The 19,978-nt window shown below is 67.8% G+C and carries 17 protein-coding genes; 3 read left to right on the plus strand and 14 right to left on the minus strand.

The features are described 5' to 3' along the window. Positions 1-207: 207 nt before the first annotated feature. From gsiB to ACIP1U_RS06795, 4 genes are read right to left on the minus strand one after another with little or no spacing between them, the layout of a single operon-like run. Positions 208-1,764: a glutathione ABC transporter substrate-binding protein GsiB gene (gsiB, locus tag ACIP1U_RS06780; RefSeq protein WP_400313817.1), complete on the minus strand. Its 1,557-nt coding sequence runs from the start codon at positions 1,762-1,764 to the stop codon at positions 208-210. Between the two features lie 38 nt (positions 1,765-1,802). Next, positions 1,803-3,707 (minus strand): dipeptide ABC transporter ATP-binding protein, encoded by a 1,905-nt coding sequence (locus ACIP1U_RS06785; protein ID WP_400313047.1) that lies wholly within the window; start codon positions 3,705-3,707, stop codon positions 1,803-1,805. A 50-nt stretch (positions 3,708-3,757) separates the two neighbouring features. Beyond that, positions 3,758-4,735, minus strand: coding sequence for an isoaspartyl peptidase/L-asparaginase family protein (locus tag ACIP1U_RS06790; RefSeq protein WP_400313050.1), 978 nt, complete (start codon positions 4,733-4,735; stop codon positions 3,758-3,760). An 8-nt stretch (positions 4,736-4,743) separates the two neighbouring features. Further along, positions 4,744-5,736 carry a MurR/RpiR family transcriptional regulator gene (locus ACIP1U_RS06795; protein ID WP_400313053.1) on the minus strand — a complete coding sequence of 331 codons (993 nt, stop codon included), beginning with the start codon at positions 5,734-5,736 and terminating at the stop codon, positions 4,744-4,746. Positions 5,737-6,044: 308 nt separating this feature from the next. Between ACIP1U_RS06795 and ACIP1U_RS06800 the strand changes: the two genes are divergently transcribed. Beyond that, a complete protein-coding gene (locus tag ACIP1U_RS06800; protein ID WP_400313055.1) occupies positions 6,045-7,988 on the plus strand; it encodes an ATP-binding cassette domain-containing protein in 1,944 nt (647 codons plus the stop codon). A gap of 274 nt (positions 7,989-8,262) precedes the next feature. Here the strand turns inward: ACIP1U_RS06800 and ACIP1U_RS06805 are convergent, their stop codons facing one another. The 4 genes from ACIP1U_RS06805 to alr form a co-directional block, all read right to left on the minus strand. Continuing rightward, complete coding sequence (locus ACIP1U_RS06805) at positions 8,263-8,748, minus strand: disulfide bond formation protein B (RefSeq protein ID WP_400313058.1); 486 nt, start codon at positions 8,746-8,748, stop codon at positions 8,263-8,265. A 147-nt stretch (positions 8,749-8,895) separates the two neighbouring features. Next, complete coding sequence (locus ACIP1U_RS06810) at positions 8,896-9,483, minus strand: GNAT family N-acetyltransferase (RefSeq protein WP_400313061.1); 588 nt, start codon at positions 9,481-9,483, stop codon at positions 8,896-8,898. 3 nt (positions 9,484-9,486) lie between these two features. Further along, on the minus strand, positions 9,487-10,848 hold the full coding sequence (radA, locus tag ACIP1U_RS06815; RefSeq protein WP_400313064.1) for a DNA repair protein RadA: 1,362 nt from the start codon (positions 10,846-10,848) through the stop codon (positions 9,487-9,489). A 100-nt stretch (positions 10,849-10,948) separates the two neighbouring features. Next, a complete protein-coding gene (gene alr, locus ACIP1U_RS06820) occupies positions 10,949-12,070 on the minus strand; it encodes an alanine racemase (RefSeq protein ID WP_400313067.1) in 1,122 nt (373 codons plus the stop codon). A gap of 629 nt (positions 12,071-12,699) precedes the next feature. On the opposite strand from alr, the gene lplT reads away from it, so the two are divergent. Further along, the gene (lplT, locus tag ACIP1U_RS06825) at positions 12,700-14,019 is read left to right on the plus strand and encodes a lysophospholipid transporter LplT (protein WP_400313069.1); all 1,320 of its coding nucleotides are present in this window, start codon (positions 12,700-12,702) and stop codon (positions 14,017-14,019) included. A gap of 22 nt (positions 14,020-14,041) precedes the next feature. On the opposite strand, the gene ACIP1U_RS06830 is transcribed toward lplT, so the two are convergent. The 4 genes from ACIP1U_RS06830 to tsaB are packed head-to-tail and all read right to left on the minus strand — an operon-like array spanning position 14,042 to position 17,448. Then, complete coding sequence (locus tag ACIP1U_RS06830) at positions 14,042-15,193, minus strand: DUF1853 family protein (RefSeq protein WP_400313072.1); 1,152 nt, start codon at positions 15,191-15,193, stop codon at positions 14,042-14,044. Next, positions 15,168-16,121 (minus strand): uracil-DNA glycosylase family protein, encoded by a 954-nt coding sequence (locus tag ACIP1U_RS06835; protein ID WP_400313074.1) that lies wholly within the window; start codon positions 16,119-16,121, stop codon positions 15,168-15,170. Before ACIP1U_RS06835 ends, ACIP1U_RS06830 begins: the two co-directional genes overlap by 26 nt. Then, positions 16,118-16,693: a ribosomal protein S18-alanine N-acetyltransferase gene (gene rimI / locus ACIP1U_RS06840; protein ID WP_400313077.1), complete on the minus strand. Its 576-nt coding sequence runs from the start codon at positions 16,691-16,693 to the stop codon at positions 16,118-16,120. The genes ACIP1U_RS06835 and rimI overlap by 4 nt, the downstream gene beginning before the upstream one ends. Continuing rightward, the gene (tsaB, locus tag ACIP1U_RS06845; RefSeq protein ID WP_400313080.1) at positions 16,690-17,448 is read right to left on the minus strand and encodes a tRNA (adenosine(37)-N6)-threonylcarbamoyltransferase complex dimerization subunit type 1 TsaB; all 759 of its coding nucleotides are present in this window, start codon (positions 17,446-17,448) and stop codon (positions 16,690-16,692) included. The genes rimI and tsaB overlap by 4 nt, the downstream gene beginning before the upstream one ends. 119 nt (positions 17,449-17,567) lie before the next feature. Between tsaB and ACIP1U_RS06850 the strand changes: the two genes are divergently transcribed. Beyond that, positions 17,568-17,837 carry an acyl-CoA-binding protein gene (locus tag ACIP1U_RS06850; RefSeq protein ID WP_400313082.1) on the plus strand — a complete coding sequence of 90 codons (270 nt, stop codon included), beginning with the start codon at positions 17,568-17,570 and terminating at the stop codon, positions 17,835-17,837. A 27-nt stretch (positions 17,838-17,864) separates the two neighbouring features. Here the strand turns inward: ACIP1U_RS06850 and ACIP1U_RS06855 are convergent, their stop codons facing one another. Continuing rightward, positions 17,865-19,346: a DHA2 family efflux MFS transporter permease subunit gene (locus tag ACIP1U_RS06855; protein WP_400313085.1), complete on the minus strand. Its 1,482-nt coding sequence runs from the start codon at positions 19,344-19,346 to the stop codon at positions 17,865-17,867. Further along, on the minus strand, positions 19,343-19,813 hold the full coding sequence (locus tag ACIP1U_RS06860) for an SRPBCC family protein (RefSeq protein ID WP_400313088.1): 471 nt from the start codon (positions 19,811-19,813) through the stop codon (positions 19,343-19,345). Before ACIP1U_RS06860 ends, ACIP1U_RS06855 begins: the two co-directional genes overlap by 4 nt. Positions 19,814-19,978 lie beyond the last annotated feature (165 nt).

A 19,978-nucleotide genomic window follows, 5' to 3' on the forward strand; every position in this document is an offset into this window, starting at 1 on the left:
ACTGCTCTGGTTGGGTGGGTTGTGGCGGTGTGAGGCCCAGCGGTGCTGCCACCGCCTGCCCTCTCCCCCGCCCCTCTCCCGGAGGGAGAGGGGAGAAAACCCTCGGGATCCAACATTGCCCGCTGTTTGCTCCCCTCTCCCGCTTGCGGGAGAGGGGCCGGGGGAGAGGGCGGAGCGTCAACGAAGTCCCACCCTTCACTTCACCCCTCACTGCTTGATATCAATCTCATCAAAATTGAACGACCCGTCCGGCATCACATACGCACCGGTCAGCCGCTTGCTGCGCGCGAACAGCACCTTCTCCGTCACCAGGAAGGCCCACGGCGCATCCTTCCAGATCCGTTCCTGAGCGTCCTTGTACAGGCGAGCCTTTTCGCCGCGGTCCGTGGTGCGCAGCGCGCCCGCGATGTCCGCATCGACCTGGTCGTTCTTGTAGTAGGCGGTGTTCAGCAGCTTGGGCGGCATCGACTCGGAAGCCAGCAGCGGGCGCAGCGCCCAGTCCGATTCACCGGTCGACGACGACCAGCCCACGTAGTAGATGCGCACGCCGGCGTCTTCCGGCTTCTGCACGCTTTCGACCTTCTCCACGCGCTGGCCGGCTTCCAGCGCCTGCACCTGCGCCTTGATGCCGACCTGTTGCAGCTGCTGCTGCACGAACTGGATCACCTTCTGCGCGGTGGTGTGGTTGTACGCCGACCACAGCGTGGTCTCGAAGCCGTTCGGGTAGCCGGCCTCCTTCAGCAGCGCGCGCGCCTTGGCCGGGTCATACGGCCACGGGCCCAGCTTTTCCGCAAAGTCCACGCCCGGAGGCACCACGCCTTCGGACGGCACCGCGTAGCCGGCGAAGGCCACCTTGGCGAGCGCCTCCTTGTTGATGGCGTAGTTGATGGCCTGGCGCACCTTGGGGTCGTTGAACGGCTTGACCGTGGTGTTCAGGCTCAGGTAGCGCTGAATGATCGACGGGGACGCAATCAGATCGACTTTCGTGCTGGTCTTCAGCACCGCGGCCTGTTCGAACGGGATGCTGAAGGCAAAGTCAGCCTCGCCGGTCTGCATGATCGCGGCGCGGGTATTGTTGTCCACCACCGGCTTCCAGGTGATGGTGTCGATCTTCGGATAGCCGGTCTTCCAGAAGCCGGCGAATTTCTTGCCCTTCAGGTGATCAGGCTGCTTCCATTCAACGAACTCGAACGGGCCGGTGCCGACCGGGTGGAAGGCAATCTCCTTGCCGTATTTCTGCAACGCAGTCGGCGAGATCATGACTGCCGAAGGATGCGCCAGCACGTTGATGAACGGCGAGAAAGGCTCTTTCAGCGTGACCTTGACGGTATTGGCGTCGACCACGTCGGTCCTGGCCACGCGGTTGAACAGCGTGTAGCGCTTGAGCTTGTTGGCCGGGTTGGTGACGCGGTCCAGATTGGCCTTGACGGCGGCGGCGTCGAAGGTGGTGCCGTCGTGGAACTTGATGCCCTTCTTCAGCTTGATCGTATACGTCAGGCCGTCCTTGCTGACCTCGTAGCTCTCGGCCAGGACGTTGACCAGCTTCATGTCCTTGTCCAGCCCGAACAGCCCCTGGTAGAAAGTCTTGCCGACTGCCTGCGACAGCGTGTCGTTCGAGTCGTATGGATCGAGCGAGGTGAAGGTGGAAGCCACCGCCATCACCGCATCCTTGGCCGCGAAGGCCGGGGCCGCGGCCAGCATGCCCAGCGCGCCGGCGGCAAAGGTGCCGGCCACCCATCGGGGCGAAACCCTACGTGCAGACATCATCGATTCTCCTTGGTATGGATATGACTTCCAGGACTTCAATAGGCGCCGCCGACGGCATGCCGGGCGACATAGTGGCCAAGCGCGCCGCTGCCGGCGACCTGCACCAGCGGTTGCACCACCGGCTCGTCGCCGACCGCGCGGATCGGGCTGGGAATCTCATCGTTCAGCGGCTCGCGCCGCAGGTGGCGCCGCGCCGGATCGGCGATCGGCACCGCCGACATCAGCTTGCGCGTGTACGGGTGCTGCGGGTCCTCGAAGATCGCGCGGCGCGGGCCGATCTCGACGATCTGGCCCAGGTACATCACCGCCACGCGGTGGCTGACGCGCTCCACCACCGCCATGTCATGCGAGATAAACAGGAAGGCGATGCCCAGTTCGCGCTGCAGGTCCAGCATCAGGTTCACGATCTGCGCCTGGATCGACACGTCCAGCGCGGAGACCGATTCATCTGCGACCACCACCTTGGGGTTCAGCGCCAGTGCGCGCGCAATGCAGATGCGCTGGCGCTGGCCGCCGGAGAACTCGTGCGGATAGCGCGCCGCGTGCGACGGGTCCAGCCCCACCTTGTCGAGCAGCCAGGCCACGCGCTGCTCGGCCTCCTTGCCGCTGGCTGCCTTGTGCACCAGCAGCGGCTCCATGATCGAATAGCCAACCGGCACGCGCGGATCGAGCGATGCGAACGGGTCCTGGAAGATGAACTGGATATTGCGGCGCAGGGTCTGCAGCGCCGGGCCTTCCAGCTTGCTGATGTTCTGGCCGTTGAACTCGATGGTGCCGCTCTGGCTTTCCACCAGCCGCAGCAGGGAGCGGCCCGTGGTGGACTTGCCGCAGCCGGACTCGCCCACCAGTGCCAGCGTTTCGCCGGGATAGAGATCGAAGCTGACTTTCTCCACCGCATGCACGCGGCGCGTGACGCGGCCGAACAGGCCGCCGGGCACGTCGAAACGCGTGACCAGGTCCTGCACGCGCAGGATCGGCGCGACGCCGGGCTGCACCGTGTCCTGCGGCGCGGCCTGCTCCGCCCTGGCGCTGTCCAGGCGCAGCAGCGGGAACTTGGCCGGCAGGTCGGTGCCGCTCATGGCGCCCAGGCGCGGCACGGCCGACAGCAGCGCGCGCGTGTACGGATGCGCCGGTGCGCGGAACACGTCGTCGGAGCTGCCCTCCTCCACCTTCTCGCCGCGGTACATCACCAGCACGCGATCGGCCACTTCGGCCACCACGCCCATGTCATGGGTTATGAAGACCACGCCCATGTGCATTTCGGCCTGCAGGCTGCGCACCAGTTGCAGGATCTCGGCCTGGATGGTCACGTCCAGCGCGGTGGTCGGCTCGTCGGCGATCAGCAGCGCCGGCTTGCACGACAGCGCCATCGCAATCATCACGCGCTGGCGCATGCCGCCGGAGAGCTGGTGCGGATAGCGCTCCAGCACGCGGCGCGCCTCGGGGATCCGCACCAGCTCCAGCATGCGCAGCGCCTCGGCACGCGCCGCGGCGCGGCCCTTGCCCTGGTGCAGCCGGATCGATTCGGCGATCTGCTCGCCCACCGGGAACACCGGGTTGAGCGAGGTCATCGGCTCCTGGAAGATCATCGCCACGTCGGCGCCGCGCACGCTGCGCAGCGTCGCGTTATCCGCGCGCGCCAGGTCGATCACCTCGCCGCCGCGCCTGCGCAGCAGCATGCTGCCGCTGGCGATCTTGCCGCCGCCATGCTCGACCAGCCGCATCAGCGCCAGCGACGTGACCGACTTGCCCGAGCCCGACTCGCCCACCACCGCCAGCGTCTCGCCGCGGTCGACATGGAACGACAGGTTGCGCACGGCCTCGACGGTACGTTCGGACGTGGCAAAGCGCACGCTCAGGCCGTCGACCGAGACGACGCGCTCGGGCGGCAGGACGATGCCGGAGGCGGATGCGTGCGATTGCGCGGGGATAGTGGCCACTGGAACTCCTTGTTTGCTGCGAGTGCTAAGACTTGCCGGTGCGGCGTGGGTCAGCCGTAGATGGAGACGTTGACCGCCTCGCCCACGCGGGCAAAGCCGCGGTACATGCCTTCGGTGTTAAACGGCAGCGTGATGTTGCCGGCGCGATCGACCGCGATCAGGCCGCCGCGGCCTTCGATGGCAACGAGTTTTTCCATCACCACGCGCCGTGCCGATTCTTCCAGCGACAATCCGGCATAACGCATCTGCGCCGAGACATCGTGAGCGGCCACCGTGCGGATAAACATCTCGCCGGTGCCGGTGGCCGACACCGCCACCACGTCGTCGGCATAGCAACCCGCGCCGATGACAGGGGTATCGCCGACGCGCCCCACCCTCTTGTTGGTCACGCCGCCGGTGGAGGTCGCTGCGGCGAGGTTGCCACGGCTGTCGCATGCCACCGCGCCGACGGTGCCGAACTTGCTGTCGGAGTCGATCGGGTCGGCCGGCACGGCTGGGTTCTTGCGCGCCGCCAGTGCGGCGGCATCATGGTCAAGCAGCGCCATGCCGGCGGTACCGCGGGCGCGCTGCCATTGCTCATGGCGTGCCTGCGTGAAGTAGTAGTCTTGCGCCACCAGCTCCAGCCCCTGCGCGGCGGCGAATTCCTCGGCGCCGGCGCCGGCAAACAGCACATGCTCGCTGTGGTCGAGCACCGCGCGCGCGGCCAGCACCGGGTTGCGCAGCCGCGTGACGCAGGCGACTGCGCCGGCATCGCGGGTGGCACCGTCCATCACGGCCGCATCGAGTTCATAGGTGCCGGCGTGGGTCAGCACGGCACCCTTGCCCGCGTTGAACAGCGGGCATTCCTCCAGCAGGCGCACGGCCTCGGTCACGGCGTCGAGCGCCGTGCCGCCGCCGGCCAGGATGCGTTGGCCGGCCTGCAGTACCTGCTGCAGCGCTTCGGTGTATTCGCGTTCGCGCGCGGGGTCCATCGCCTCGCGGGTGATGGTGCCGGCGCCGCCGTGGATGGCGATGACTGCTTGTTGCATGAGGTGGTTCAGGATTTCTTGAGGTTGGACGCGCGGCGGCGCGTGGTGCCCGCCGCCTGGTCTTCGGTAGGCTGCTGTCCGGTCGAACCGGCTGAGCCAGTTGAGCCGGCTGGCCCGGCACGGCCGGCGCGTTCGGCTCCCGGTGTGCCATAGAGCCATGGCAGCAGGAATTCGGTCATTTCGGCGGCGGCCTTGACCGGCCGCTCGGCGCGGTGCGCGACCGCGCCGCACAGCGCTTCGATCAGCGCCAGCACGGTCGCATCGGAGTTGGCCGAGAGCCGGTTGGCGGCCTGCGCGTACAGGGCGATGTCGGCCAGCGGCGCCAGCGGCGAGGTCGGGGCGTCGGTCAGCGCCAGCACGCGGCCGCCGTGCGCCTTGACGCGCTGCGCCAGCTCGATGGTGTCGGTCACGTAGCGCGGGAACGCGATCACGATCAGCAGGTCGCTCGGCTGCAGCTTGAACAGCTGCCGCGCCGCGTGCGAGGCGCCGCCGGCGCCGGCGACCGAGGTCACCATGCGGCAATGCATTTCCAGCCCGTGCTGCAGCAGGCCGGCCAGGAAGCCGCTGGCGCCGAAGCCCGCTACGTAGACGCGCTGCGCGCCCAGGATCGCGGAGACCGCGCGCTCGCACGCCTGCGCGTCGATGCCGCGCCGCGTGGCTTCCGCATTGGCGGCCGCATCCTCGAGCGAGGCGGCGAACACCTCGGCCACGGTGGCGGGCCGTTCCAGCTCGCTGCGCAGCCGCTCGACCGGCGCCAGCGTGGCCTCGAAACCGCGCACCAGTTCGGTACGGAACTGCGGATAGCCGTCGAATCCCAGCGCCCGCGCAAAACGGTTGGCGGTCGCTACCGACACATCCACCGCCGCGGCAAACTCATCGATGCGCATCGTGGCCGCGCGGAACAGGTTGGCCAGCACGTATTCCGCCATGCGGCGGTGCGCCGGCGTCAGCGTGGGCAGGCTGCGCGCGATGCGGTCGGAGATCGAATGGCCTTGGGTCATGTCGGGTCGGGATGGCGTTCGCACGGGCGGCGACGCTGCCGGTTACATTCTGAAAAACATCATGAAAATGAATTTACACTCAACCCACCCATAAAGAAAATAAGTTTTTCCAGATCGCGGGTAATCCCTAGGGCCGACCGTCACGCACCGCACCAGGGCGGTGCGCAACCGTCGCGGCATTTCTGGTGTTTCGCCATTCGCGGGCATGCCCCGCACCGGAAACGCTACAATGCCGGCCAGCGCCGCCAACCCGCCTTGGCCGGCTTTTCCGCGTAGTTGCCAGTTCCCGTTCAGAAGTTTCCCCGCTCGTGATCCGAATCGACCAGCTTGTCCTCCAGCGCGGCACCAAGGTGCTGTTCGACCACACCACCGTGACGCTCAACCCAGGCGAGCGCGTGGGCCTAGTCGGCGCCAATGGCAGCGGCAAGTCGACACTGTTCGCGCTGCTGCGAGGCGAGTTGCATCCGGATGGCGGCGATGTCAGCGTGCCGGCGCAATGGCGCGTCGCCCATGTGGCGCAGGAAACGCCCGCGGTCAGCCGCAGCGCGGTCGAGTACGTGATCGACGGTGACACCCGCCTGCGCGAGATCGAAGCCGCCATCGCGGCCGCACAGGCCAGCGGCGACGGCACCGCCGAAGGCGAAGCCCATGCCGCCTATGCCGATGCGGATGGCTACACCGCCCCCGCGCGCGCCGAGGCGCTGCTGCTGGGCCTGGGCTTTACGCTGCCCCAGGTAACGCAGCCGGTATCGTCGTTCTCCGGCGGCTGGCGCATGCGCCTGAACCTGGCGCAGGCGCTGATGTGCCCGTCGGACCTGCTGCTGCTCGACGAACCGACCAACCACCTGGATCTCGACGCCATCGTCTGGCTGGAAGACTGGCTGGCGCGCTACCCGGGCACGCTGGTGATGATTTCGCACGACCGCGAATTCCTCGACGCGATCTGCAACGTCACTGTGCATATCGAGAACCAGCAGTTGCGCCGCTACGGCGGCAACTACACGCTGTTCGAGACCCTGCGGCTGCAGCAGATGGCACAGCAGCAGGCCGCCTACGCGCGCCAGCAAAAGGAAATCGCGCACCTGGAATCGTTCATCACGCGCTTCAAGGCCAAGGCGACCAAGGCGCGCCAGGCGCAGAGCCGGGTCAAGGCGCTGGAGAAAATGGAGCGGCTGGCGCCGGTGCATATCGCCGCCGGCTTCGCCTTTGAATTCCGCGAGCCCGACGCCGCGCCCAACCCGATGATGGTGCTCGATGGCGTCGACTGCGGCTACGCCGAGGCCGAGCCCCCGGTCACCATCCTGCACAACCTGGCGCTGTCGATCCAGAACGGCCAGCGCATCGGCCTGCTGGGCGCCAACGGCCAGGGCAAGTCGACGCTGGTCAAGACGCTGGCCGGCACGCAGGATCCGATGACCGGCACGCTGCGCCTGGGCAAGGGCCTGCAGATCGGCTACTTCGCCCAGCACCAGCTCGAGACGCTGCGCGACCACGACTCGCCGCTGCAGCACCTCGCGCGCCTGGCGCCGGATGTGCGCGAGCAGGAGCTGCGCGATTTTCTCGGCAGCTTCAACTTCCGCGGCGACATGGCCACGTCACCGATCGAGCCTTTCTCCGGCGGTGAAAAGGCGCGCCTGGCGCTGTCGCTGATCGTCTGGCAGAAGCCCAACCTGCTGCTGCTCGACGAACCGACCAACCACCTCGACCTCGATACCCGCGAAGCGTTGACCATGGCGCTGGCGCAGTTCGAAGGCACGCTGATCCTGGTCTCGCACGACCGCCACCTGCTGCGCGCCACCGCCGACCAGTTCATGCTGGTTGCCGACGGCACCATCAAGCCCTTCGACGGCGACCTGGACGATTACCGCGACTGGCTGCTGCAGCAGGCGGCGGCCAAGCGCAACGCCGCCGTTGCCGCGCACCTGGCGGAGAACGGCGGCGATGACGGCAATGGCGCCGCCACGATCAACCGCAAGGACCAGCGCCGCGCCGAGGCCGACGAGCGCCAGCGCCTGTCGGCGTTGCGCAAGCCGCTGACGAAGGAGCTGGAGAAGGTCGAGAAGCGGATGGCAGTGCTGCAAGCCGCCAAGGAGGAGATCGACCGGTTCATGGCCGATGAATCGAGCTATGCCGAAGCCAACAAGGCGAAGCTGATGGAGATGCTCAAGCGCCAGGGCGAAGTCAATGGCGAGCTGGAAACGCTGGAAGAGAAGTGGCTGGAACTGCAGGAGCAGATCGAGCAGATTGCGTGAGGATACGAGTCTCCTCCCTCGCACCCTTATCCATGGCAACCTGGTCGGCAGCCCGGCTCTCTCCCCTCTCCCGCGAGCGGGAGAGGGGTTGGGGGAGAGGGCAGGCGCTTCGCAAGCATCGCGGCCCTTCACTCCGTGGAGACTTTTGCCCTCTCCCCCGCCCCTCTCCCATAAATGGGAGAGGGGAGCAAACCCTCAGATCCGGAATGCCGCGGCAGCCCAAGCAAAAAAACCGGCGCACATGGCGCCGGTTTTTCATTGCCGTCCGCAATCCTCAACGGAAATTCTTCTCCCGCCGGATCAAACCCACCGCCAGCGTCAGCGTCAGGATAAACAGCCAGATCAGCGACCACGCCGGCACCGACAGGCCCAGCACCGGCGGCAGCGGCGCCGCGCACAGGCCATCGGCATAGAACACCTGCGGCAGCACCTTGGCGGTCGGCAGCGCGTTGACCCAGTTCTCCAGAGGATCGATGCCGCAGGTCGCCTTGGGGTCGAGCAGCAGCGAAACATGGTAAACAGCTACAGCAATGCCAGCGATGCCGGACAGCATGCCCAGCCCCTGCCACAACGAACGCGTGTTCTGCGCCACCACGGCAAGCAGCGCGAAGATGCCGATGCCGACAAACGCAAAGCGCTGCATCACGCAAAGCGGACAGGGCTGGTAGCCCTTTTCAAACTGCAGGTAGAGCGCAACGCCGACCAGGCCAAAGGAAACCAGGGCGATCAGCAGGAAATAGGCGCGGGAATTGGCTTGCATAGCGGTGATAAAGGGTGATCCGGTAAACGGTGCCGTCAGGTGTCTTCAGTTCGGGGGCGCGGCATTGCTGCGCATTATTACCGATTTTTCCGCACCCGCCTCGGGCGTCACATCGGCTGCGCATCCCCTGCCCTGTGGCGGATTGACTCAGGGCACTATACCGTGCCCGCCTGCCACGCTCGTTTGCCACGCCGCGCGCGGCAAACGATACAGGCAATGAGGACGCAGCGGATGCCCCGGCGGCAGCGCAGGATGCTCGAACCCCGGCGCATCCTCGCACATGCCCAGCCGTTCCATCACCGCGCGCGAGCGGCGGTTGTCCAGCGTGGTGAAGGAAACGATCTCGTCCAGCCCAAGCGTGCCGAAGCCATAGGCCAGCGCAGCGTGCGCCGCTTCGGTGGCAAGGCCGCTGCCCCACGCCTCGCGTGCCAGGCGCCAGCCGATCTCGACACAAGGCGAGAACGGCAGCGCGGCGACCGGCACGTGCAAGCCGACAAAGCCGGCAAAGGCGCCGTCCAGCTTGCGCTCGACGGCCCACAGCCCCCACCCGCGCCCAGCGATCAGTGCCCGGCAACGGTCCGCCATCGCGTCGCTTTCGGCCCGCGTCAGCGGCGCGGGGAAATAGCGCATCACCTCCGCATCGGCATTCAGCGCGGCGAATGGTTCATAGTCGGCATCGCGCCACTGGCGCAGCCGCAGCCGCGGGGTTTCGACGAGCAAGCTGGCGACGTCCATGCCTCAGTCCAGGTGGCGCACGCGATCGATCGCCTGCTCGATGCGCTCCACCGCGATCACTTCAAGGCCGTCGATCTTCTGCTTGGGCGCGTTGGCCTTGGGGATCACGGCCAGCGTGAAACCCAGCTTGGCAGCTTCCTTCAGGCGCTCCTGGCCCCGCGGGCTGGGCCGGATTTCTCCGGCCAGGCCGACTTCGCCAAACACCACCAGCCCGCGCGGCAGCGGCTTGTTGCGCATCGACGAATGGATCGACAGCAGCACCGCCAGGTCGGCGGCCGGCTCGGTGATCTTCACTCCGCCCACCGCGTTCAGGAACACATCCTGGTCAAAGCAGGCAATGCCCGCGTGCCGGTGCAGCACCGCCAGCAGCAGCGCCAGCCGGTTCTGCTCCAGGCCCACCGCCAGCCGGCGCGGGTTGGGCACGTGGGCGGTGTCGACCAGCGCCTGGATCTCCACCAGCAGCGGGCGCGTGCCCTCCTGCGTCACCAGCACGCAGGAGCCGGGCACGGTCTCTTCATGCTGCGACAGGAACAGCGCCGACGGGTTGCTGATGCCGCGCAGCCCGCGCTCGGTCATGGCGAACACGCCCAGTTCGTTGACCGCGCCAAAGCGGTTCTTGAATGCGCGGATCAGCCGGTGCGAAGAATGCGTATCGCCCTCGAAGTACAGCACCGTGTCGACGATATGTTCCAGCACGCGCGGCCCGGCCAGGCTGCCTTCCTTGGTCACGTGGCCGACCAGGATGATGGTGATGCCGCTGCTCTTGGCGATGCGCGTCAGCTGCGCCGCGCACTCGCGCACCTGCGCGACCGAGCCCGGCGCCGAGGTCAGGGACTCCGAGTACAGCGTCTGGATCGAGTCGATCACCGCCACTTCCGGCTTCTCGGCTTCGAGCGTGGCCTGGATCTTCTCGAGCTGGATTTCGGCGAGCAGCCCCAGCGCCGGGCTTTCCACGCCCAGTCGCTGCGCACGCAAGGCGATCTGCGCGCCCGATTCTTCGCCGCTGACATAGAGCACGCGGCGCTGCCCGGCCAGGTTGGCCAGCGCCTGCAGCAGCAGCGTGGACTTGCCGATGCCGGGATCGCCGCCGATCAGCACCACGCCGCCCGCCACCAGCCCGCCGCCCAGCACGCGGTCGAACTCGTCGATGCCGCTGGAAAAGCGCGGCACGTCGGCGGCGTCGATCTCGGACAGCTTGCGCACCATGGCCGATGCCGCCAGCGGCTGGAAGCGCTTGGACGCGGCCGTCTCGGCCACCGTTTCCACCAGCGTGTTCCATTGCTGGCAATGCGGGCACTGGCCGGCCCAGCGCGGCGCGGTGCCGCCGCATTCGGTACAGGTGTAGACGGTCTTGGTCTTGGCCAACGGAAAATCCTTGCGGGAAAGAACAGGCCGGGCGCAGAAGTGGCCCGGCCCTCACACTAGCCGGCGGCAGCCGCTGCCGCCAGGTCTCGTTTGCAACCCTTTACACCACGGCCGGCGCCGCGCTGTCGGATGCCGTGATGGTCGCCACCGTGGCCGGCACGCGCGGCGCCAGCGCGCACATCAGCTCGTAGCCGACCGTGCCGCTGGCCTGTGCCACCTCGTCGATCGGCAAGCCCTGGCCCCACAGCGTCACCGGGCTGCCGACGCGCGCCTTCGGGCACGGCGTCAGGTCCACGCACAGCATGTCCATCGACACGCGGCCGACCAGTTCGGTGCGCACGCCGTCGACCAGCACCGGCGCGTGCTGCTCGCCCCAGCCGGAGGCATGGCGCGGGTAGCCGTCGGCATAGCCGCAGGCGACCACGCCGATGCGCATCGGCCGGTCCGTGGTAAACAGCGAGCCGTAGCCGACCGTATCGCCCGGCTGCAGGTCCTGCACCGAGATCAGCTCGCTGTGCAGCGACATGGCCGGCTGCAGGCCGGTGCCGGCGATATCGGCATCGCGGCCGGTCGGCGAGGCGCCGTACAGGATGATGCCGGGACGCACCCAGGCGCGGTGCGCCTGCGGATGCCACAGCACCGCGGCCGAGTTCGACAGGCTCGCCTCGCCCGGCAGGTTGGCCGTGGCGGCGTCAAAGGCCGCGATCTGGTGGGCGATGCCTCGGGGACTATCCGCATCGGAAAAATGCGTCATATGGACGATACTGCCCACGCAGGGCATGGCGCGGGCGCGCTCCCAGGCGGCGCGGTACTGGGCCGGATGGAAGCCGAGCCGGTTCATGCCGGTGTTCAGCTTGAGCTGGATCGCCAGCGGGCCCTTGGGACGCGCGCTTTCCAGCATGCGCAACTGTTCGTCGCAGTGGATCGCGGTGGTCAACCGGTATTGCTCGATCAGGGCAATGTCCTGCGGCTGGAAAAAGCCCTCCAGCAGCAGGATCGGGCCCTGCCAGCCCAGGTCGCGCAGCAGCACGGCTTCGTTCAGGTCCAGCAGGCCGAAGCCGTCGGTGCCGCGCAGCGCGGCAAAGACGCGGCGGATGCCGTGGCCGTAGGCATTGGCCTTGACCACGGCCCAGATGCGCGAGTTCGGCGCGCTGCGGCGGACGATGTCCAGGTTGTTGGCCAGCGCGGGCTGGTGGATGACGGCGTGGATGGGTCTTGGCATGGAGTCACATCTCGGAAATCGGGCAGCGAGCGTTCGGGCGGCGCAGTGGCGCATCGGGCACGCTACGCTCGCTACTGCGGGAAATGGAAGGACGGCTCTGTCTCAATATCAAGGGCGCAAGCGTCACCTGCCAGTGGGTGATGGCACGTGGATGCGTGCGGAGTGCTTCATATTGCGCGCAGGTCGCGCTAAGGTGATCGGCCATGAGTATTTGCGTTCACCAGGTCACGCGAATGTCGCCTGGCGGCGATATGGTCGAGCCGTTGCACCAGATCAGGGAAGACCCGGTCCTCTGGCCGGGACCGCAGCCGTTATTTGAACACATCCGGGGGCCGCTGCCGGGGGTCATCAGGGAATCGGCGCGGCGATTTGCAGTAAAAAAGGCACCTTGCCGGGGTTCGGGAATGTCATGTTTTCGTGATATAAAGCCGGACGCTCCGGCCATGTTCTAAAAGCGAAGCATTATGTCAATGACTGTCAGGCAAGCCGCACGACGACGCCGCAGCGCAGTGCAACCGAGACGATTCGACACGGCCGCGGCGCAAGGTTCCCTGCAAACCCTAGCCTCCCCAGCCGGTGCTGCCCTGACCGGCGTGACGGAAGTCCGCGATGGAGACAAAGTCGAAAGCATGAAGAAGGGTTTTTACACCATCATGGCCGCGCAATTTTTTTCGTCGCTGGCCGACAATGCCTTGCTGATCGCCGCCATCGCCCTTCTCACCGAATTACATTCCCCGCAGTGGATGACCCCGCTGCTCAAGCTGTTCTTCGTTCTCTCCTACGTCATCCTCGCCGCCTTCGTCGGCGCCTTTGCCGACTCGATGCCCAAGGGGCGGGTGATGCTCATCACCAATGCCATCAAGGTGGTCGGCTGCGCGATCATGATGTTCGGCTTCCACCCGCTGCTGGCCTATGGCGTGGTGGGCTTCGGCGCGGCGGCCTATTCGCCGGCCAAGTACGGCATCCTGACCGAACTGCTGCCGCCTGAGAAGCTGGTGCTGGCCAACGGCTGGATCGAGGGGCTGACCGTGGGCTCGATCATCCTGGGCACCGTTGCGGGAGGCGCGCTGATTTCCGTGCACGTGTCGGACATCCTGCTGCGGCTCGACCTGCCCTTTATCGAGACCGGCATCGACACGGCGGCCGAAGCGGCAATGGTCGTGATCATGCTGTTCTACGTGATCGCGTCGCTGTTCAACCTGTTCATTCCCGATACCGGCGCCCGCTATCCGCAGCAGGAAAAGAACCCGATCAAGCTGATCGCCGAGTTCGGCGACTGCTTCCTGGCGCTGTGGCGCGACAAGCTGGGCCAGATCTCCCTGGCGGTGACGACGCTGTTCTGGGGCGTGGGCGCCACGCTGCAGTTCATCGTGCTGAAGTGGGCGGAGAAGTCCCTGGGCCTGAACCTGTCGCAAGGCGCGCTGCTGCAGGCAGTGGTGGCCGTCGGCGTGGCCGTGGGCGCGATCGCCGCCGCCGCGCGCATTCCGCTGCGCAAGTCGCTGACGGTGCTGCCCTTCGGCGTGGCGATGGGCGTGACCGTGATGATCATGGCCTTCTACACCAAGGACGCCATGCCCCAGGTGACGCTGCACATCCTGGGCCTGCACATGCCGCTGTACATGGCCATCGCCTATGTGTTCCTGATGCTGGTGGGCGCGATGTCGGGCTACTTCGTGGTGCCGATGAACGCGCTGCTGCAGCACCGCGGGCACGTGCTGCTGTCGGCGGGCCACTCGATCGCGGTGCAGAACTTCAATGAAAACGTATCGGTGCTGCTGATGCTGTGCCTGTACGCGCTGCTGATCAAGCTGAACGTGCCGATCGGCGTGGTCATCATCGCGCTGGGCCTGCTCATCTGCCTGACCATGATGCTGGTGATCAAGCTGCACAAGTACAACGTGCGCGCCTTCAACTCGCTGGCGATGATCGGCGAGGACAAGCACCACTGACCTCCCCTGGCCGGCGCCCCGTTCAGGGTCCGTCGGCCAGCGCCTGCGCACCCTGCCGCGGCGGCTCCGCCGCCCGCGCCATGGCCCGCGCCTCCCATCCCGGCGGCACCACGAACCCGCGCGAGCATTCGCGCCACCAGCCGTGGCCGGCCGGCTCCAGCTCGCACAGCATCACCGGCGCTTCGCGGCGCCAGCCGTGGTCGTGGCGCGGATCGGCGAAGCGCTGCGCCAGCGTGGCGTACAGTGCATCGACCTCCTCCGTGCCGCTGGCAGGCACCAGCGCCCCCGACAACCATCCCGAACGCGGCAGCCGGCACCAGCGCAAGCCAGGCCGCGCCGCCGCGCGCGCACGCCAGCCGTCCAGCGTCGACCACCAGCCTTGCAGGTGGTCCGGGGCAATGCCCAACCGGTCAAGTCCCGCTGGCACCTGCCCGTCCCGGTAGAACAGCCAGCCGAGCAGGTAAACCTCGCTGCGGTCGACGACATGGCCGAGCAGCGCGCGCGCTTCCGGCGTGCGTCCCAGCGGCAGCTGGCGCCCGACCACATGCCCGAGCTTGTCGCCCAGCCGGTCGACCATGTTCGGCCCGACGAAATCGTGCAGGGTCGGCGCCGCAACGGCGCCGACCATCAGGTAGAACTTGGCGGCCATTTCCCAATGGACCACGTCGCCGGAGGCCTGCTCGCGCCAGACGAAGTCCAGCTCGCCCAGCGTGCGGATGCCATGCGCGCCGGCGCGGCGTACGGGGACATTGGCCGCCAGCAGCGTCAGCCCCTCCATCTGGCGCAGCGCGAAATGCAGCAGCCGTTCCGCATGGCGCCCCAGCCGCAGGCTGCGGCTGGCGGGGTCCTGCGCTTGCTGCGCGGCGGCGGGCGGGCCGGAAGCGGGATCAGAAGGAAAGGCGGCATGGCCGCCGGCCAGCTCGTCGATGGTGGCTGGCAGCGCCGCCGGGTCGGCGGCTTCCAGCCAGTGCTGCCACGCCGCCAGCGTACCGGCAGGCCAGTGCGCCGCAGCGGCGCCCGCTACCGCGGACAGCAGCGGCGGCGACAGCGTGGTCCAGGCCAGGTCGCGCGTGCGCGGCGACAAGGCGCGGCGCCACAGCGGCGGCTCCGGCGGCAGGTTGCCGTCGCCGCCGCGATGCAGCGAGAGGTCAGGCCCCAGCTCCCGCACGATCATGTACCTCACGGGCCAGGCACAGGTCTTCCCATGCGCGCGCCTTGTCGGTCAGCGTGCGCAGCAGGTAGGCCGGGTGGTAGGTCACCACCACGGGAATGCCTTCATAGGTATGCACGGTGCCGCGCAGCTTGCCGATCGGCGTGCTGGTGCGCAGCAGCGACTGCGCGGCGAAGCGGCCCAGCACCACGATCACCCTGGGGCGCACCAGCGCGATCTGGCGGCGCAGGAATGGCTCGCACTGCGCCACCTCGGCCGGCTCGGGATTGCGGTTGCCCGGCGGGCGGCACTTGAGCACGTTGGCGATAAAGACGTTGCGCCCGCGCGCCAGGCCGAGCGAGCCCAGCATGTTGTCGAGCAGCTTGCCGGCCTGGCCGACAAAGGGCTCGCCTTGCAGGTCTTCGTTCTCGCCCGGGGCCTCGCCGACCAGCATCCATTCCGCTTGCCGGTCGCCGACGCCGAAGACAGTATTGGTGCGGGACTGGCACAGTCCGCAAGCGGTGCAGCCGGCCACGGCGGCATCCAGCGCGGGCCATGCCATGCCGGCGATGGCAGCTTCGCGCCCGGCCTGCGCCGAGTCGGGCTCGGGGCCGGCCGGCACCAGCGAGCGCTCGGCTGGTGCACGCGAGACAGGCGCCGCCACAGGGGCGGCAGGCACCACCGGGATGGCCGTTTCGATCGCCGGCGCGGCTTCCACGACAGGCGCAGCAGCCTGCGCGGCCACGGTGACGGGCTCGGCAATGGCCTCAATAGCGGGCGTAATAGGCTCAGTAAGAGGCTCAGTAAGAGGCTCAATAAGAGGCTCGGCAACGGGCTCAGCAACCGCAACGGCTTCGGACACCTTTTCCGCCAGCGGCGCGTCACTGCGTGTCCGCGGCACCCACTCGGCCGTGATGCCCAGTGCTTCGAGGAATCGCGCGCGGCGGCTCATGCGCGGCCCTCCCCGGCTTCCCTGCCCTCGCCGCGTTCCCCGGCCACCTCGTCAAGCCAGTTCCGGCGCAGCACCAGCGCGTCTTCGCGGGTTCGGCCCGCCGCCGGGTAATAGCCCTTGCGGCGGCCGATCTCGGCAAACCCGGCGGCGTGGTACAGCGTGATCGCGCCAGTATTGGACGGGCGCACCTCCAGCAGCATGGTATGGATGCGATGCGCGTGCGCGGTCGCCAGCGCAATCGACAGCATCAGCCGACCCAATCCCTGGCGCTGGCGCAGCGGGTCGACGGTGATATTGAGCAGGTGCATTTCGTCGACCACCGCCATCAGCACCGCATAGGCGACCAGTGTGCCGGCGGGATCGCGCAGCGTCAGGCCGAGATGCCCGGCCTTGACCGAGTTCTCGAAATTGCCGCGCGTCCACGGATGGCTGTAGGCGCGCGCCTCGATACCGGCTACCGCCTCCAGGTCGAGCGCGCTCATCCGGCCCAGCGCAAAGCCCGGGGGTAGCGGCGGCATGGCAGGCACTGCCGGCCATTCGGCACGCTCTTCCAGCGGATAGGCGGCGCTCACGATGCGCTCCCGGCCGTGGCCGCGGCGCGCGCGGCGGCTGCGGCTTCGCGTTCGGCGATGGTTTGCGCCACCTTGTCGCGCAGGTAGATCGGCATGGCGCGGTCGGCATCAATGGCCTCGCCACGCGCCAGCGCGCGCAGTGCGATGGCGACCATCGGCTGCGCATGGGGCATGGCCTCCGGCAGCACGCGTTGCGCGCGCGCCAGGCCGGCGAGGCGTTCGCCGAAGACCGTGGCGGCATTGCCTGCCAGCCAGAATTCGCCGTCGGGCAACCGCACGGTTTCCGGCGCGCCGACCTGCATCGGCGTGCGCTCGGCCCACTCCTGTGCGGCGGCATCCCAGCCGAAGGCGCCGGCATAGGCCTCGTCCATCCGTGCGTCAAGCGCGACCAGCACCGCGGTGTCCGCGGGCAGCGCCGGCTCGGCGGCGCGCACGCGCTCGGCGCAAACCAGCAAGGTATTGACCGGCACCACCGGCAGCCCGGCTCCGAAAGCCAGCCCTTGCGCCACGCCACAGGCGGTACGCAGGCCGGTAAACGAACCGGGACCGGCGCCGAAGGCGATCGCGGCGCAATCGGCCAGTGCGATGCCCGCCTCGGCCAGCAACTCGCCTGCGGCGGGCAGCACGCGTGCGGAGGAGCGTGCACCGGTGTGCTCATGGCGCACCAGGCACTCGATGCCGGCGCCGGCCACGGCACGTCCGACCGCGACCGAACACCACTCCGTAGAAGTTTCAACAGCAAGAATCCAGGACATGGCGCGATTGTAGCCGCTGGCGCCCGGAACCGAGGGCTTCTTCGGTTTTAGACGCGCGGTCTGGCGTACTGGCGCGGCTATCATCGGCTGCACTTTCACACACCCCCACGGAGAAACCCATGAGCGACCTGCAGACACGCTTCGACCAGGCCCAGATCGACGTCAAGCAAATGAGCGAGCGCCCCAGCAACATGACCCTGCTGCGCCTGTACGCACTGTTCAAGCAAGGCAGCGAAGGCGATGCCCACGGCAACAAGCCGGGCATGACCGACTTTGTCGGCCGCTACAAGTTCGAAGCCTGGGAAGCGCTGCGCGGCACCGCGCGCGAGCAGGCGATGGACCAGTACATCGCGCTGGTGGAAGAACTGCGCAGCGGCGCGGCCAGCTAAGCCCCGCCGCCAGCCAAGCCGGCGGCCCTAGCCCGCCGGCACCGGCCTTGGCCGGATACGCCAGGCCGCGAAGATCGCACTGGCGATCACCACCCCGACCGCCAGGAAAGTCTCGTCGAAGGCGCGGATGCGCGCCGCCTGCAGTGCGGCGTCGCCGGCCTGGCCCAGCACCGCGCCGTGCTGAGCCAGGCGCCACTGCAACCCCACCCCGGCCAGGCTCACGCCGATCGCGCCACCCAGCTGCCGGATAAAGTTGATGCAGCTCGATCCCTGCGCGATCAGCGAGAAATCCACGCCCCGCATCGACCCCAGCGTCAGCGACGGCAAAATGCAGCCGAGCCCGATCCGACCCAGCACCGCCAGCGCCACCAGCAGCAGATACGGCGTGGAGCGCGACCCCAGCGCCATCAGCAGGAACGACAGCGCCAGCAGCGCCAGCCCGAACGACACCTGGACATGCGGCGCGATGCGGTGGGTGAAGCGGCCGGCCACGGCAATCGTCAGGGCCAGCATCACACCCGCCGGCAGCAGCACCAGGCCTGCGCGCGAGGGCGTGTATTCCAGCGCCATCTGCATGTAGACCGGCAGCAGGTAGGTCGAGCCGAACAGGCCCGCACCATAGATGAATGCCACCACCGCGCCCGCCGCAAACTGCCGGTAGCTGTACAGCCGCATGTTCATCAGCGGATGGGGCGCGCGCAACTGCCACAGCACGAACGCCGCCAGCATCAGCACGCCGAAGCCGGCCAGGGCCATGCCCGCAGCCACGCTTTCGCGCATCTCGACCACGCCGTTGAGCAGGCTCACGGTAGCCACGCCGGCCAGCACCAGGCCGCGCCAGTCCAGCGGCTCGCGCTCGCCCATCATGATCGAATCCACCGCCATGAAGCGCCGCGCCATGAACGCGCCGAGCAGCGTCAGCGGCACCACCACGAAAAAGATCGAGCGCCAGCCGAACGCCTCGACCAGGAAGCCGCCCAGGCTGGGCCCCAGCGCCGGCGCCAGCACCACGCCGAAGCCGAACATGCTGATGGCCTTGCCCTGCTCGCGCTCCTCGAATACGCGCAGGATCAGGATATTGGGCAGCGGCTGCATGATGCCGGCGGCGGCGCCTTCGGCCACGCGCATGGCGATCATCACGCCGTAGGTCGGCGAGAACCCCCCGAACAGTCCGCCCACGCCCAGCAGCAGCAGCGACCCCAGGAAGGTGCGGCGCAGGCCGTAGCGGTTGAGCAGCCACGGCGTCAGCAGCATCGACAGCGTCATCGCGATCATGAAGCTGGCCGCGACCCATTGCGCGCGCTCCTGCCCCAGCACGAAGTGCCGGCTAAGGTCGGGGATGGCAACGTTGATGATGGTGGACGAGACGATCGACGAGACCGTGCCTAGCATCAGTGTCATCAGCACCAGCCAGCGCAGGCGGTCGCCGTAGCGCTCACGCAGCGCCGCCCGGGTCGGCCCGCCCGGCTGCTTGCCGGACGTCTCCGGCGCGACGGGGCCCTCGCTCACCCCAGCCGCCCGGTGTCGGCGATCTCGCGGATCTTGCGGACGGTGTCGATGTCGGCCTCGTGATAGGCGGACTTGACGATCTCGGCGTAGCGGTCGTCGCCGCTGGCATCGACGGCCGGCATGGTGGTGTCGTAGATGAAGCGCAGCAGCAGCGCGCCCGGGCCGGGGATCTCGATCACCATGGTCAGCGTGCCGCCGGCATGCTCGGCAGTGGCGGCGGTTTCATAGCGCACCTGGCGGCGCGGCTCGAACACGACGCGGTCCTGGATGGACGCTTGCCCGAAATGCAGCACGCGGTCGATCCAGTTGTCACCCCGTGCCACCACTTCGGCGCTGTCCAGACCCAGCACGAACAGTTCGGGCGACTCGGCGCGCAACACCAGGCCTTGCCAAAGCTGGTCAGGTGTCAGCGGATCCAGCTGGGGGTTGCCTGGATCGTTGATTTCCACCAAGTGCTCGAAACGCAACTTCTTTCTCCCTATCTTCAGTAAGTCGATATTATGAAGTCTCCGCGTGTTCGGGAGACGTTTTTGTCTGCGCGGTGCAACATTGCCGAGACAGCCCTTACACCGGATATCGACCGACCATCACGTTGACTGGAGTACCGCGCATGCCTGGCGCGCCACACGCGT

The organism is Cupriavidus sp. NPDC089707, assembly GCF_044748965.1.
GTDB lineage: Bacteria > Pseudomonadota > Gammaproteobacteria > Burkholderiales > Burkholderiaceae > Cupriavidus.

Coding starts and splice junctions, on each gene's coding strand:
- gsiB (WP_400313817.1), bottom strand. CDS start 1,764: ATGTCTGCACGTAGGGTTTCGCCCCGATGGGTGGCCGGCACCTTTGCC.
- ACIP1U_RS06790 (WP_400313050.1), bottom strand. CDS start 4,735: ATGCAACAAGCAGTCATCGCCATCCACGGCGGCGCCGGCACCATCACC.
- ACIP1U_RS06795 (WP_400313053.1), bottom strand. CDS start 5,736: ATGACCCAAGGCCATTCGATCTCCGACCGCATCGCGCGCAGCCTGCCC.
- ACIP1U_RS06805 (WP_400313058.1), bottom strand. CDS start 8,748: ATGCAAGCCAATTCCCGCGCCTATTTCCTGCTGATCGCCCTGGTTTCC.
- ACIP1U_RS06810 (WP_400313061.1), bottom strand. CDS start 9,483: ATGGACGTCGCCAGCTTGCTCGTCGAAACCCCGCGGCTGCGGCTGCGC.
- alr (WP_400313067.1), bottom strand. CDS start 12,070: ATGCCAAGACCCATCCACGCCGTCATCCACCAGCCCGCGCTGGCCAAC.
- lplT (WP_400313069.1), top strand. CDS start 12,700: ATGAAGAAGGGTTTTTACACCATCATGGCCGCGCAATTTTTTTCGTCG.
- ACIP1U_RS06830 (WP_400313072.1), bottom strand. CDS start 15,193: ATGATCGTGCGGGAGCTGGGGCCTGACCTCTCGCTGCATCGCGGCGGC.
- ACIP1U_RS06835 (WP_400313074.1), bottom strand. CDS start 16,121: ATGAGCCGCCGCGCGCGATTCCTCGAAGCACTGGGCATCACGGCCGAG.
- tsaB (WP_400313080.1), bottom strand. CDS start 17,448: ATGTCCTGGATTCTTGCTGTTGAAACTTCTACGGAGTGGTGTTCGGTC.
- ACIP1U_RS06850 (WP_400313082.1), top strand. CDS start 17,568: ATGAGCGACCTGCAGACACGCTTCGACCAGGCCCAGATCGACGTCAAG.